Here is a 12,825-nt window from a genome sequence, read left to right on the forward strand (position 1 = left end):
TTCCAGCCCTATAGTCGCCACGCGTTGACTAACCTGCTAACAAACACCAATAACGGGGACCACCATGACCTTCTCCGCACTGCGACGTCATTTCCTGCTTGCCAGCCTGACTCTCACCCTCGGCGCCGGCCTCTTCGGCCAGGCCCAGGCCGCCGACGACCTGCTCGCCCAGATCAAGTCCAAGGGAGAAGTCCGCGTCGGGCTCGAAGGCACCTACCCGCCCTTCAGCTTCCAGGACGAAAACGGCAAGCTAGCCGGCTTTGAAGTGGACTTCTCTGAGCTGATCGCAAAGGAGCTGGGCGTCACCGCCAAGCTGCAGCCGACCAAGTGGGACGGCATCCTGGCCGCGCTGGAGTCCAAGCGCCTGGACCTGGTGATCAACCAGGTAACCATCTCCGAGGAGCGCAAGAAGAAGTACGACTTCTCCGACGCCTACACCGTCTCCGGCATCCAGGCGCTAGTGCGCAAGGGCGACGAAGGCAAATACGACGCGCCGGAGAAACTGGCAGGCGTAAAAGTCGGCGTGGGCCTGGGCACCAACTACGAACAGTGGCTGCGCGAACACGTGCCGCAGGCTGACGTGCGTACCTACGAAGACGACCCGACCAAGTTCCAGGACCTGCGCAGCGGCCGCATCGACGTGATCCTGGTGGACCGCCTGGCCGCCTTCGACATGGTCAACAAGACCAAGGGCGCCATGGCCCTGACCGGCGCGCCCTTCGCTCGCCAGGAAGCCGGCATCGCCCTGCGCAAAGGCAACCCGGAACTCCTCGCAGCACTGAACAAGACCATCGAGAAATTCAGGACCGATGGCACGCTGAAAAAACTCTCGGAGAAATGGTTCCAGGCTGACGTCACCCAATGATCGAAGAAAGCCTGCAGCTAGCGCTGGATTCCGCGCCCTTCCTGCTCAAGGGCGCGGTCTTTACGGTAGTCCTCAGCGTTGGCGGCATGTTCTTCGGACTGCTGCTCGGATTCGTACTGGCGCTGATGCGCCTGTACGGATTCACTCCCGTACGCTGGATCGCGCGCATCTACGTGTCGTTCTTCCGCGGCACGCCGTTGCTGGTCCAGCTCTTCATGATCTATTACGGCTTGCCCCAAGCCGGCATCGAACTCGACCCGCTGCCAGCGGCGCTGATCGGCTTCTCGCTGAACATGGCCGCCTATGTCTGCGAAATCCTCCGCGCCGCCATCGGCTCCATCGACAAGGGCCAATGGGAAGCAGCCGCCAGCATCGGCATGACCCGCGCCGAGACCCTGCGCCGGGTGATCCTGCCACAGGCCGCGCGCACTGCCCTGCCGCCGCTGGGCAACAGCTTCATCTCGCTGGTCAAGGACACTGCCCTGGCCGCCACCATCCAGGTCCCGGAACTGTTCCGCCAGGCTCAGTTGATCACTGCGCGCACCTTCGAGGTCTTCACCATGTACCTCGCGGCGGCGCTGATCTACTGGATCCTTGCGAGCATCCTGTCGCACCTGCAGAACCGCCTGGAAGACCGGGTCAACCGTCATGACCAGGAGCACGACGCATGATCGAAGTACGCCAGCTGACCAAGCAGTTCCGCGGCCAGGAGGTGCTCAAGGGCATCGACCTGACCGTCGAGCCTGGCGAAGTGGTCGCGATCATCGGCCCCAGTGGCTCGGGCAAAACTACCCTGCTGCGCTGCCTGAACCTGCTGGAAGTGCCCAACGGCGGGACCATCCAGGTCGGCGACATCCTCATCGACGCGTCCAAGCCGCTAAGCGGCCAACAGGGGCTGATCCGCAAGCTGCGCCAGCATGTGGGCTTCGTCTTCCAGAACTTCAACCTGTTCCCCCACCGCACCGCGCTGGAGAACGTGGTGGAAGGCCCAATCATCGTGAAGAAGGAGCCACGCGCCCAGGCCATCGAGCGCGCCCGCCAATTGCTGGCGAAGGTCGGGCTGGCCGGCAAGGAAGAGTCGTACCCCAAGCGTCTCTCCGGCGGCCAGCAACAGCGTGTCGCCATCGCCCGCGCGCTGGCCATGCAGCCGGACGTAATCCTGTTCGATGAGCCCACCTCGGCGCTGGACCCGGAACTGGTCGGTGAAGTCCTGTCGACCATCCGCGGCCTAGCCCAGGAAAAGCGCACCATGGTCATCGTCACCCACGAGATGAGCTTCGCCCGCGACGTCGCTAACCGGGCGATCTTCATCGACAAGGGCGTGATTGTCGAACAGGGCGACGCCAAGGCGCTGTTCGCTCACCCAAAGGAAGAACGCACCCGCCAGTTCCTCAGCAAGTTCCTCAATCAGGGCGAGAAGCGCGCGGCCGAATAGAATCGAATTATTCGATTTATATCTGCCGATATTTGCGCTTTTTTATCGATCACCCGCGAGAGAAGATAGCCCCATGAACCGCGCGGACTGGCCCACCGGCCAGCCGCGCCCCATGAGGACTAAGTCATGATCGAACGCAGACCCTTCCAGCAACTCGGCGGCGCCAACCATGGCTGGCTCAACGCCAAGCACCACTTCTCCTTCGCCGAGTACTACGACCCCGAGCGTATGGACTGGGGCAACCTCCGCGTCTGGAACGATGACGAAATCGCCGCCGGCACCGGCTTCCCGCCGCACCCGCACCGCGAGATGGAAATCATCACCTACGTCCGCCAGGGTGCGATCACCCACCAGGACAGCTTGGGCAACAAGGGCCGTACCGAAGCGGGCGACGTGCAGGTAATGAGTGCAGGCTCGGGCATCGTGCATTCCGAGTACAACCTGGAGAAGGATGTCACTAAGATCTTCCAGATCTGGATCATCCCCTCGGTACGCGGCGGCACGCCGTCCTGGGGCGCCAAGCCCTTCCCGAAGGGCGACCGCGCCGGGCGCTTCGTGACCCTGGCCAGCGGCTATGAGAACGACGTCGACGCCCTGCGCATCCGCGCGGAAGGTCGCCTGGTCGCCGCCACCCTGAAGGCAGGCCAGAGTGCCGAGTACGAACTGGGCAACGGTCGCCGCGCCTATCTGGTACCGGCAACCGGCAAGGTCGAGGTCAACGGCATCGAACTGCTGGCCCGCGACGGTGCCGCCATCACCGACGAGACCGTAGTGAAAGTCACGGCGCTGGAAGACAGCGAAGTGATCCTGGTCGACGTAGCCTGATTCAGGCACTAGTAACGAAAAAGGCACGCCAACTGGCGTGCCTTTTTCATGGCAACGGAAAACTCATATCCCGGTTGCCGCAACGCCCCAGGCCACCAGGATACCGACCAGGATACCGGCGGCGATCTCGATTCGAGTGTGTCCCATGCGTTCGCGCAGCGGCTTGTGATCGGTCGCATCCACTGCAAGCATATTGATGGCCGCAGCATGCCGCCCAACCTGCTGACGCAAGGTATTGGCATCCAGCATCACGATGAACGCCAGCGTCAACGCGACGCCGAATGCCGCTTGATCCAGCCCCTGCTTGAATGCAATCAGTGCCGCCATGCTGCAGACGATTGAAGTGTGGTTGCTCGGCAAGCCACCGTAACCGATCAGGCCAAAGGCAGGCGTGCGGGCCCTGATACTGTTGATGGCGAACTTGCTGCAGCCAGCGACCAGCCACGCCAGGAATGGCGTCAGTGCGTATGCATAGGTACTCATGCCGGCATCCCCGGCCAAAGTGCCCACATGCAGACGCCCCCCCAGGCAATGACGGTCAGTAGCAATTGCCAATCCGCCAACAATGCATCGGTAGGCGACTCGCCACCATCCAGTGCTTCAACCACGTACCAGTAGCGGAATAAACCGAACAGCACCAGAGGGACCGTGATCACAAGATCAGGCTTCGCCGACATCACGAACATGCTGTAGAACAGCAGGGCCCCGGTAGCGGAGATTTCTGCGTAGCGATCGACCAGCGAGAGAGTGTACTTGCCTAGCACCTCTCGAGCCCCCGCACCGCTCTTGCTCAGCTCCTGGCGACGCTTGACAGCTGCAAGATAGAGGGCAAGACAAAGCGTGGTGACGAACATCCAGGACGATACCGGGACGCTCAGCGCCACCGCGCCTGCAAATACCCGAAGTACGAATCCGATGGCAATGGTGAATATGTCGACCACGGGCTGATGCTTGAGCACGAAGGTATAAGCCAGGTTGAGCAGCATATAACCCACGATGACTGCAACAACTTTGGGTGCCAGGAACCATCCCACCACCAGTGCCCCATAGAGCAGCACCAGCAGGATTGCCGCCGCCGGAACCGACACGACGCTAGCGGCAAGCGGGCGAGACTTCGACTTGACCGGATGCAGCCGATCCCGCTCTATGTCGTGCATATCGTTGATGACATAAGTCGCCGACGACGCTATGCAGAACAGCAGCACGGCCAGCAAAGCGTGACTCAGCGCAACGGAGCTGAGAAACTCGCCTGAGAAGATCAGCGGTGCAAGAACGAATCCATTCTTGACCCATTGTTTTGGGCGCATCAGTTTGATCAATCCACGCAACTGAGCCCCCGGAACACGAGTGATCGCCGACTCCTGCATCAAATTCCTACCTTGAGAAGCTAAATCAGAAGATACTTTTCATGAAACTGGTTCTTACCTACACAATTCTTGCATTAATCGCCACCGCAGCAAACATTGGCTCTCAGGATATTGTCGTCAGATCCTATAACGGCCCTTACTCCATCCTACTGTCAGTGATGATTGGAACCGGGGTAGGTCTGGTAGTGAAGTACATCCTCGACAAGCGATACATTTTCGGCTTTCGTGCGCAGAGCGCGGCCCACGACGGACAGACCTTCATCCTCTATACCATCATGGGACTCGCAACGACCGTCATTTTCTGGGGCTTCGAGTTCACCTTCCAGCACCTCTTCCAGTCCGATGGCATGCGCTATCTGGGCGGCGCGATCGGCTTGGCTATCGGCTACGTCACCAAGTACCACCTGGATAAGCGCTATGTATTCCGCATGGAGACTGCATGAGACCCATCAATTCCTGGGGCCGCCTGGCTGCGCCACTCCATGATGTCGTCCCGATCGCATCACCAGACCAAGCCGCGCGCGCGATAGGAGCAAGCAAACAACCGGGTCTTGCCCACGGCATGGGCAGAAGCTACGGGGACAGCTGCCTCAACCCCGGAGGCACGCTCTGGCTGATGACAGGCATGGACCGCCTAATCCGCTTCAACGAAGAAAGCGGTCGACTGACTTGCGAGGCGGGAGTCCTGCTGCGCGACATCCAGCAACTGCTGGTACCGCGCGGCTGGATGCTGCCAGTGACTCCGGGCACCCAACTGGTGACCGTGGGCGGCGCCATCGCCAACGATGTGCACGGCAAGAACCACCATGCACTCGGCTCATTCGGCGACCATGTGCAGCGCGTCCGATTATTGCGAACAGACGGTTTGGTGCTGGATTGTGGCCCACAAACGGAAACAGACTGGTTCCGTGCAACGGTTGGCGGACTAGGTCTGACCGGACTTATAGTCGAGGCGGAACTGCAATTGCGCCGCGTCGCCAGTCCCTGGCTTGACACCGAGACCCTTCCCTACGGCGACCTGACAGAGTTCTTCGCCCTCGCCGACGGATCGGAGGCAGAATGGGAACAGACGGTCTCCTGGATCGACTGCCTTTCGGGCGGTGCCAGTCGCGGTATCTTCATGCGCGCGAATCCGGCAGCGAGCGGCCCGCCAGCGCGACCTCGCGGCCGCAAGTTGAGCATGCCACTGGTTCCGCCGATTTCGCTGGTCAACAGTCTGTCCCTGCGCCCTTTCAATGCCGCCTACTACCACCTCAACCTGCGCAAAGCCGGCAGGAGCGTCGCCCATTACGAGCCATTCTCTTATCCGCTGGACAATGTGCGGGACTGGAATCGCATGTACGGCCCTCGCGGGTTCTACCAGTACCAGAGCGTCGTGCCACGGAACGGTGGACAGGACGCCGTGCAAGCCATGCTGGACGCGATCTCGTCTTCGGGCGAAGGTTCCTTCCTGGCCGTACTCAAGACCTTCGGCTCCCGCAGCTCGATGGGCATGCTCGGCTTCCCTCAACCCGGCGTGACCCTGGCCCTCGACTTCCCGAACCGAGGCGAGAAAACCTTGCGCCTGCTAGAGCGGCTCGACGCGATCGTCCGCGAAGCAGGCGGGCGCCTGTACCCAGCCAAGGACGCACGCATGCCGCGTGACCTCTTCGAGTCCGGCTACCCCATGCTGAATGAATTCTTGCCTTATCGCGACCCGGGCATCAGCTCCGGTCTGTCCCGCCGCCTGCTAGGAAGCTGAAGTGAACAGGAAACGCATCATCATCATCGGAGCGACCTCCGCCATCGCCGAGCGCTGCGCCCGTCTCTGGGCGCAGGCGCAGGATGTCGACATGACGCTCGTCGGTCGCGACCTTCCGAAGCTGGAGCGCATCGCCACCGACCTCAGGGTCCGCAGCCCGAAGGGCGAAGTCCACTGCGCGACCGTAGACTTCACCGACCCGCAATCCATCCAGCCGCAAGTAGATGAGCTGACGGCCAAAGGCCCCGCCGATATCGTGCTGATTGCACACGGCTCGCTTCCCGAACAGCAGACCTGCCAGGACGACCTTGCAATCGCACAGCAAGCGCTGGAAATTAACGGCATTTCGCCTGTGCTGTTCGCGGAAGCCTTCGCCGCGAAGATGGAGCGAAGCAATCACGGCTCGTTGATCATCATCGGCTCGGTAGCAGGTGACCGCGGACGCAAGTCGAACTATGTCTACGGCGCTGCCAAGGGCCTGGTAAGTCGTTACGCACAGGGCTTGCAGCACCGCTTTGCAGGCAGCAACGTCAAGGTGCTGCTGGTCAAGCCGGGCCCCACCGACACCCCCATGACTGCGCATCTCAAAGGAGAAGGTGCACGCCTAGCTCCCGTGGAAGACGTGGCCAGCGACATCGTCCAGGCCTGCACCAAGGGTGTTGCCACGCTGTACACCCCGCGAAAGTGGCAATTGATCATGTGGGTCATCCGGCACATGCCGGCAGCGATCTTCAACAAGCTCAACATCTGACCCGGAACAGCCTCGCCGCCCGGCGAGGCTTCTGCCCTGGCGCGCCTAGCACTTGCGGCAGAGACTCATCCCGTCACCAATCGGCACCAGCGAATAATCCACACGCTCATCCGTCTTCAGCGCCAGGTTGAGCTGCTGGATCGCCCGCGTGTCCGCGCTTTCCGGATTCGTCTCCAGCACCCGCCCACTCCACAGCACGTTATCGAAGACCACCAGGCCGCCGTCACGCAGCAGGGTCAGGGCATGCTCGAGGTAAATGGGATAGTTGGCCTTGTCGGCATCGATGAAAACCAAGTCGAAACTGCCTTGCTGGTCACCGGCCAGCAGAGCTTCCAGCGTGGCCAGCGCCGGCCCGAGGCGCAGTTCGATGCGCGAATCGACGCCAGCATCATTCCAGTAGCGTCGGGCGATATCGTTGTACTCCCCAGGCAGATCGCAACAAAGGATATGGCCGCCTTCCGGCAAAGCCTCGGCCATGCACAGGGCGCTATAGCCGGTGAAGGTGCCGATTTCGAGGATGCGTTTGGCGCCAGTCAGCCTGACCAGCAGGGCGAGGAACTGCCCCTGCTCCGGAGCGACCTGCCAGCGGGACATCGGCAGGCTGGCAGTCTCGGCGCGCAGCCGTGCTTTGATCGGCGAATCGCGCAGGGAGACGTCAAGAAGGTACTGGTAGAGCGAGTCGTCCAGGTTCAGCGTGCGGGTGGTCATTGTCCCTCCTGAGGATCAGGGGTGGAGGGCGAGATTCTGCACGGCGAGGACACGCTTGGCTTCCAGAAAGGCTTTCTGCCAATAGGCGCTGTCGAGGCTGTCCAGGCGCACGGTCCCGCCCGTTCTGGGCGCATGAACGAAGCGCCCTTCCCCGACATAGATACCCGCATGGCTGACGCCACGTCCACCACTCGTGGCGAAGAACACCAGGTCTCCGCTCTGCAGGGACTCGCGGCCGACGGTGGGCGCGCGCAGGGTGATCATCTCGCGGGTAGAACGCGGCAGCATCAGGCCGGTGGCATCGCGATAGACGTAGCCGATCAGGCCGCTGCAATCGAATCCGCCGTCTGGCGTATTGCCCCCCCAGCGATAAGGAGTACCGACCAGGCCAATGGCACGGATCAGAACATCATCAGCAGCCTGAGTGTTGTAGACGGGAGCAGCGGGCGCATTCACCACGGGAGGCGGCGACGGCGGATTGCGACTGGCACAGGCGGCCAGCGAGGCGAGAACAATGAGGAGAATGATGCGCTGAGAAACGAGCATGTGATGGCATCCCGTCAAGGAGTGCCATCACTTTGTATCAACAATGGGTTGAACGCAATACTTAAAGTAAAACTTTAAGTTCAGCGGGTCGCCGTCTTCGGCTCGTAGCCGGGCTCGAGCACACGCTTGGCTTCCATGAAGCTCAAGCGCCAGTAGCTCTCGTCCAGGCGATCCACCCGCACACCACCACCGCGGCGGCTAGCAGAGTGGATGAATTGTCCGTCACCGATATAGATACCGGCGTGGCTGACCCGACCGCGACCACGGTTGTTGAAGAAGATCAGGTCTCCCGGTTGCAGGTCTTCTTTCGAGACCAGCGGGACGTCCATATTGATCATCTCGCGCGTGGAACGTGGCAGGCTGATGCCCGCTTCTTCGCGGAATAGATAGCCCACGAAGCCGCTGCAATCGAAGCCCGTCCGCTCCGATTTCCCACCAAAGCGGTACGGAGTACCGATCAGCGAGAACGCGCGGTCCAGAATGTCGGATACATGGGCAGTCGAACTGCCGTTATCGTTTTTGGCCCCCTCGTCCTGCGACTCATTCATCAGCGCTATGTTGTGCTGATTTACCTGGAACGCTGCTCGAGTGGCAGGCACTGAAGCGACCTGGTTCGGCTGCGATTCCGGCGAATGGCTGGCGCAAGCTGCCAGCAGCAGAACGAAACTCATGGGCACGAGGGGTGCTAAGCGTTTAAGCATGGGCACGACCGTGTCTCATTAGCTCCATTTATTAGCGGGCTAATTTGCCCGCTCAATGGGGCCAATGCAAGTTTTTTATCGAGGAATGTGACTTAGCAGGCGCGGCATAATGTCTAAGGCTCGACCAACCATTCTCTCTTCGACCACCGAACTGAGGTCAGTCAGCCCCGGATTCACCTCGGCGGTGAAGCCTCCCGCGTCCCGCGTGCGCAGCACCGGCTCGATGATATAGGGGAAGCTGGCAGTGGTCCCTACCAACAGAACGGCGTCGAATCCCTTGCGCAGTTGCGCATAGAGCGTGTCGATCGCCTCCTCCGGCAGCATCTCCTCGAACAGCACCACCGGCGGGCGCAATATGCCTGCACAGCGCGCGCATGTCGGCGGCAGCGGGCCATCCAGATGTCCGGCCAGTTCGGTGCTTTGCAGCCCGCACGACTGGCAGTACAGCGGCGCCAGATCGCCATGGATTTCGATCAGCCGCTCTGCCGGCGAGCCAGCGCGACGGTGGAAGCCATCGATGTTCTGCGTCAGCACCCAGCATTCGGGCTTGAGACGTTGCAGTTCCGCGATGGTATCGTGGCCGGCGTTGGGCTGCGCATTCAGACAGGCCTTACCGAGCTCAGCCAGATACTTCCAACACAGCGCGGGGTCTTTCTGCAGCATCGGACCGGAGATCGCCGCCTCGATGGGGATCCCTTCCGCCGTACGGCCGTTGTAAAGGCCGCCGAGGCCGCGATAGGTCGGCATGCCAGAATCGGCGGAGAGCCCTGCGCCGGTGATCACCAGGATGCGTTCGGCGCGAGCCAGTGCCGCGCCGGTGCGTTCGATGGCCGAATCCATGCGCCCTCCTCCGCGGCCAGGCCGCGCGTCAGTGGTTGACCGTGTACGACAGCATCATCGAGATATGGCACAGCGGACGGCCACTTTGTTCCTGCCAGGCGTTGAACGCGGTCTGTACCAGCGCCAGGTCCTTCAGGCTGGTCGGGGTCTTGTCGACTATTTCCTGGGCCTTGAGCGCGGCGACTACATCATCGCTGAGCACGAAGGTGTCCTTGCCGGCCATGCGCAGGAAGCGCGGCGCGGACATGCCGCCTAACTGATTGCACTGTTTGGCCAGCAGCTTCCAAAGGCCGACGATGTCGCTGGACGGCCAATCGGCCAGCAGCTTGCCAAAGCTGCCGTACTCGCGGGCGATGTCCAGGACGAACTGTGCATTGCGCGGCACGCTCTTGAGCTTGCCCAGGTGGCGGATCAGCCGGGTGTCCTGCATCAGGTTTTCCAGGCGCTCGCCGCCCATCAGCACGACCTTCTCCGGATCGAAGCCGAAGAAGACTTCCTCGAAAGCCGGCCACTTGGCGTCCACCAGGCTGTGCTTGAGGCCTGCACGGAAGATGCGCAGGCTGATCAGCGACAGGTAGCGATCATCGCCGACCGCGGCCAGCTCCGCCGCGGATTTCGTCTGCGGCAGGCGGGCTTCCAGCGCGTCGACCGAGCCGAAGCGGTTCAGGCAGAATTCATACAGCCACTGGTAATCACGCATCGGGCGTCCTTGCGAGGTTTTACAGGTTCATCACGTCGAGGAAGCGCGGGGTGGCGGTCTCGTCGATGCGCAGACTGTTGAAGTCGAACAGGTTGCGGTCGGCCAGTTGCGACGGAACCACGTTCTGCAGGGCACGGAACATGATCTCGGTGCGGCCCGGCGACTTACGCTCCCAGTCCAGCAGCATTTCCTTGACCACCTGACGCTGCAGGTTTTCCTGCGATCCGCACAGGTTGCACGGGATGATCGGGAATTCCTTGAGCACCGAATAGGCCTCGATGTCCTTCTCGTTGCAGTACGCCAGCGGGCGGATCACCACGTTGCGGCCGTCGTCGGACAACAGCTTGGGCGGCATGGCCTTGAGGGTGCCGCCGTAGAACATATTGAGGAAGAAGGTTTCCAGGATGTCGTCGCGGTGGTGCCCCAGCGCCATCTTGGTCGCGCCGATCTCGTCGGCGTAGGTATAGAGAGTGCCACGGCGCAGGCGCGAGCACAGCGAGCAGGTGGTCTTGCCCTCCGGGATCTTCTCCTTCACCACCGAGTAGGTGTCCTTCTCGATGATGTGGTACTGCACGCCGATGGACTCCAGATACGCCGGCAGCACGTGCTCGGGGAAGCCAGGCTGCTTCTGGTCCATGTTCACCGCAACGATCTCGAACTGGATCGGCGCCACCTTCTGCAGGTAAAGCAGGATGTCGAGCAGGGTGTAGCTGTCCTTGCCGCCGGACAGGCAGACCATCACCTTGTCGCCGTCCTCGATCATGTTGAAGTCGGTGACCGCTTCGCCAACCTGGCGGCGCAGGCGTTTCTGCAGTTTGTTCTGGTTGACCGAAAGGGTGCTGGCCATGGTGCTCTGGAATCCGAAGGGCAAGACGAAAAGCCGGTCATTTTACGCGCAAATCGCCCAGGGCGGACACTGCCCCTTCAACCCACTGATCCCAAAGGCTTTTTCCCACCAGCCTTTCTGAGGTGTCGAAAGAGTGTCGAAAACTACAAAAGACGTCTGCAAACCAATGGCAGCTTCCCAGATCAATGCAGACTTACAGGACGGGACCAAGCAAACCACATAGCCGGGCACAGCCTTTTCAAGCGTTAAGGGCCTATTCCTGCGGATTTTTCTTGCTTATGGTCCACTCGGATCGCTTGAATGGCTCTTTGCGACCGTACCTCCCGGCAGGAATTTCCTGAATTTCTCCACCCTTGGAAAGAAATGCTGAGATTTTCTTATCCAGCTCCAAACGTGCGGCTTTCGTCTCTGAATCGGACATAACTTCACCTGAGGTGATGAGCCGCCGAACCGGCAGCTACCGATCTACTATACGCAAATATCACACCCCTCCCTGACCGCCTGACAGATATCTTCAATCCCTTGAAATTTACCTATCTATTCCCTGCAAAGCCTGTATGGTGACCACCTGCCTGCTCAGTTTAGCGGCACCGTTCGATGACTTATCTTCGTGATTCTCCATCTTTGCGGCCCCTCTTCACTTCGCATCCAGTCATGCATCGCATTTTGCATAGCATGAACTTTTTGGAGATTCATTATGACTACTCGTCAAACTGGCACCGTTAAATGGTTTAACCCTGAAAAAGGGTTTGGCTTTATTACCCCTGAAAGCGGCGCGGACGTTTTTGTTCACTTCCGAGCGATTGAAAGCTCCGGTTACAAGACTCTGGACGAAGGCCAGCGCGTTAGCTTCTATGTGACCTCAGGTGCCAAGGGACCTCAGGCTGACCAAGTGCAAACGATGTAGCTTCTGCACTAATCAAGAGCCCCGCAAATGCGGGGCTTTTTGCTTGTTGTTACACCTAGAAATTACAGCCGCTCACACAAAATCAAACCGATGAAATCCCCGCTCATCCGGCCATATTGGATTTCACCGCACTGATGAGCGCATCCATTGCAATCGGCTTTTGCAGAAACAACCTATCCACCGGGGCATCGGGCTGAGGAACAGCAGACATCAATATTACTGGCAGAGTGGGAAACTCGCAGGCTAAAAGCACCGAGAATCCAACCCCATTCATTTCTCCAGCAAGATTTACATCAGTCAAAATCAGCTGAACGTTATGTTTTCCCTGCCTCAATATTTCAAGAGCGTCCTCTGCCGCTCCAAACATTAAGGCTGAAATTCCAACCTCTTCCATCACTAACTGAATAAGAAATGCCAGGGTTGCTTCATCCTCCACGATAAAAATCACCCGATCATCGGCACTACAGTCTTGGATTTTCACAACGATGTCCAGAAAGCCCACCCTAAACAGGAGGGATGAGGCAGTGATCCTCCCTTTTCCCCCAAAGGGCAAGCCATTTCGTGTCACAGAAACATAATGAGGAGAACGGCA

Annotated in this window: 18 protein-coding genes; 8 read left to right on the forward strand and 10 right to left on the reverse strand. The window is 60.1% G+C overall.

Features of this window, described 5'->3' with window-relative positions; genetic code table 11:
• The first annotated feature begins 64 nt into the window (after window positions 1-64).
• From tcyJ to IB274_RS03040, 4 genes are all read left to right on the forward strand, one after another.
• Window positions 65-865 (forward strand): cystine ABC transporter substrate-binding protein, encoded by an 801-nt coding sequence (tcyJ, locus tag IB274_RS03025; protein WP_192430596.1) that lies wholly within the window; start codon window positions 65-67, stop codon window positions 863-865.
• A complete protein-coding gene (tcyL, locus tag IB274_RS03030) occupies window positions 865-1,536 on the forward strand; it encodes a cystine ABC transporter permease (protein ID WP_171049556.1) in 672 nt (223 codons plus the stop codon). Before tcyJ ends, tcyL begins: the two co-directional genes overlap by 1 nt.
• Window positions 1,533-2,300: an L-cystine ABC transporter ATP-binding protein TcyN gene (gene tcyN, locus IB274_RS03035; protein ID WP_192430597.1), complete on the forward strand. Its 768-nt coding sequence runs from the start codon at window positions 1,533-1,535 to the stop codon at window positions 2,298-2,300. Before tcyL ends, tcyN begins: the two co-directional genes overlap by 4 nt.
• Before the next feature lie 126 nt (window positions 2,301-2,426).
• A complete protein-coding gene (locus tag IB274_RS03040) occupies window positions 2,427-3,125 on the forward strand; it encodes a pirin family protein (RefSeq protein ID WP_192430598.1) in 699 nt (232 codons plus the stop codon).
• Window positions 3,126-3,188: 63 nt separating this feature from the next.
• On the opposite strand, the gene IB274_RS03045 is transcribed toward IB274_RS03040, so the two are convergent.
• Both IB274_RS03045 and IB274_RS03050 read right to left on the reverse strand, forming a co-directional pair.
• Window positions 3,189-3,608, reverse strand: a complete 420-nt coding sequence (locus IB274_RS03045) for a divergent PAP2 family protein (protein WP_192430599.1) — start codon at window positions 3,606-3,608, stop codon at window positions 3,189-3,191.
• Window positions 3,605-4,492: a decaprenyl-phosphate phosphoribosyltransferase gene (locus IB274_RS03050; protein WP_192430600.1), complete on the reverse strand. Its 888-nt coding sequence runs from the start codon at window positions 4,490-4,492 to the stop codon at window positions 3,605-3,607. Before IB274_RS03050 ends, IB274_RS03045 begins: the two co-directional genes overlap by 4 nt.
• Window positions 4,493-4,533: 41 nt before the next feature.
• Between IB274_RS03050 and IB274_RS03055 the strand changes: the two genes are divergently transcribed.
• Genes IB274_RS03055 through IB274_RS03065 form a run of 3 tightly spaced genes read left to right on the forward strand, consistent with a single transcriptional unit; the run spans window position 4,534 to window position 6,984 of the window.
• Complete coding sequence (locus IB274_RS03055) at window positions 4,534-4,935, forward strand: GtrA family protein (RefSeq protein WP_192430601.1); 402 nt, start codon at window positions 4,534-4,536, stop codon at window positions 4,933-4,935.
• Window positions 4,932-6,233 carry an FAD-binding oxidoreductase gene (locus tag IB274_RS03060; RefSeq protein ID WP_192430602.1) on the forward strand — a complete coding sequence of 434 codons (1,302 nt, stop codon included), beginning with the start codon at window positions 4,932-4,934 and terminating at the stop codon, window positions 6,231-6,233. Before IB274_RS03055 ends, IB274_RS03060 begins: the two co-directional genes overlap by 4 nt.
• A 1-nt stretch (window position 6,234) precedes the next feature.
• Entirely contained in the window at window positions 6,235-6,984 is a 750-nt protein-coding gene (locus IB274_RS03065) for an SDR family NAD(P)-dependent oxidoreductase (RefSeq protein ID WP_192430603.1), read from the forward strand.
• Window positions 6,985-7,029: 45 nt separating this feature from the next.
• Here IB274_RS03065 and IB274_RS03070 read toward each other — a convergent pair whose 3' ends face one another.
• The 7 genes from IB274_RS03070 to IB274_RS30045 form a co-directional block, all read right to left on the reverse strand.
• Window positions 7,030-7,692 carry an O-methyltransferase gene (locus IB274_RS03070; protein ID WP_192430604.1) on the reverse strand — a complete coding sequence of 221 codons (663 nt, stop codon included), beginning with the start codon at window positions 7,690-7,692 and terminating at the stop codon, window positions 7,030-7,032.
• Window positions 7,693-7,707: 15 nt separating this feature from the next.
• The gene (locus IB274_RS03075; protein WP_192430605.1) at window positions 7,708-8,238 is read right to left on the reverse strand and encodes a C40 family peptidase; all 531 of its coding nucleotides are present in this window, start codon (window positions 8,236-8,238) and stop codon (window positions 7,708-7,710) included.
• Window positions 8,239-8,318: 80 nt separating this feature from the next.
• Entirely contained in the window at window positions 8,319-8,945 is a 627-nt protein-coding gene (locus tag IB274_RS03080; RefSeq protein WP_192430606.1) for a C40 family peptidase, read from the reverse strand.
• Between the two features lie 69 nt (window positions 8,946-9,014).
• Window positions 9,015-9,779, reverse strand: coding sequence for an NAD-dependent deacylase (locus IB274_RS03085; RefSeq protein ID WP_192430607.1), 765 nt, complete (start codon window positions 9,777-9,779; stop codon window positions 9,015-9,017).
• Between the two features lie 28 nt (window positions 9,780-9,807).
• Complete coding sequence (locus tag IB274_RS03090; protein ID WP_192430608.1) at window positions 9,808-10,479, reverse strand: DNA-3-methyladenine glycosylase I; 672 nt, start codon at window positions 10,477-10,479, stop codon at window positions 9,808-9,810.
• 19 nt (window positions 10,480-10,498) lie between these two features.
• Window positions 10,499-11,326: a tRNA 2-thiocytidine(32) synthetase TtcA gene (ttcA, locus tag IB274_RS03095; RefSeq protein ID WP_017522174.1), complete on the reverse strand. Its 828-nt coding sequence runs from the start codon at window positions 11,324-11,326 to the stop codon at window positions 10,499-10,501.
• A 253-nt stretch (window positions 11,327-11,579) separates the two neighbouring features.
• Window positions 11,580-11,747: a hypothetical protein gene (locus IB274_RS30045; protein ID WP_401084884.1), complete on the reverse strand. Its 168-nt coding sequence runs from the start codon at window positions 11,745-11,747 to the stop codon at window positions 11,580-11,582.
• A gap of 276 nt (window positions 11,748-12,023) precedes the next feature.
• On the opposite strand from IB274_RS30045, the gene IB274_RS03100 reads away from it, so the two are divergent.
• On the forward strand, window positions 12,024-12,233 hold the full coding sequence (locus IB274_RS03100) for a cold-shock protein (protein ID WP_192430609.1): 210 nt from the start codon (window positions 12,024-12,026) through the stop codon (window positions 12,231-12,233).
• Window positions 12,234-12,336: 103 nt separating this feature from the next.
• On the opposite strand, the gene IB274_RS03105 is transcribed toward IB274_RS03100, so the two are convergent.
• Window positions 12,337-12,714, reverse strand: coding sequence for a response regulator (locus IB274_RS03105; protein WP_192430610.1), 378 nt, complete (start codon window positions 12,712-12,714; stop codon window positions 12,337-12,339).
• Window positions 12,715-12,825: the final 111 nt, after the last annotated feature.

Origin of the sequence: Pseudomonas sp. PDM18 (genome assembly GCF_014852585.1) — a bacterium.
Classification (GTDB): domain Bacteria; phylum Pseudomonadota; class Gammaproteobacteria; order Pseudomonadales; family Pseudomonadaceae; genus Pseudomonas.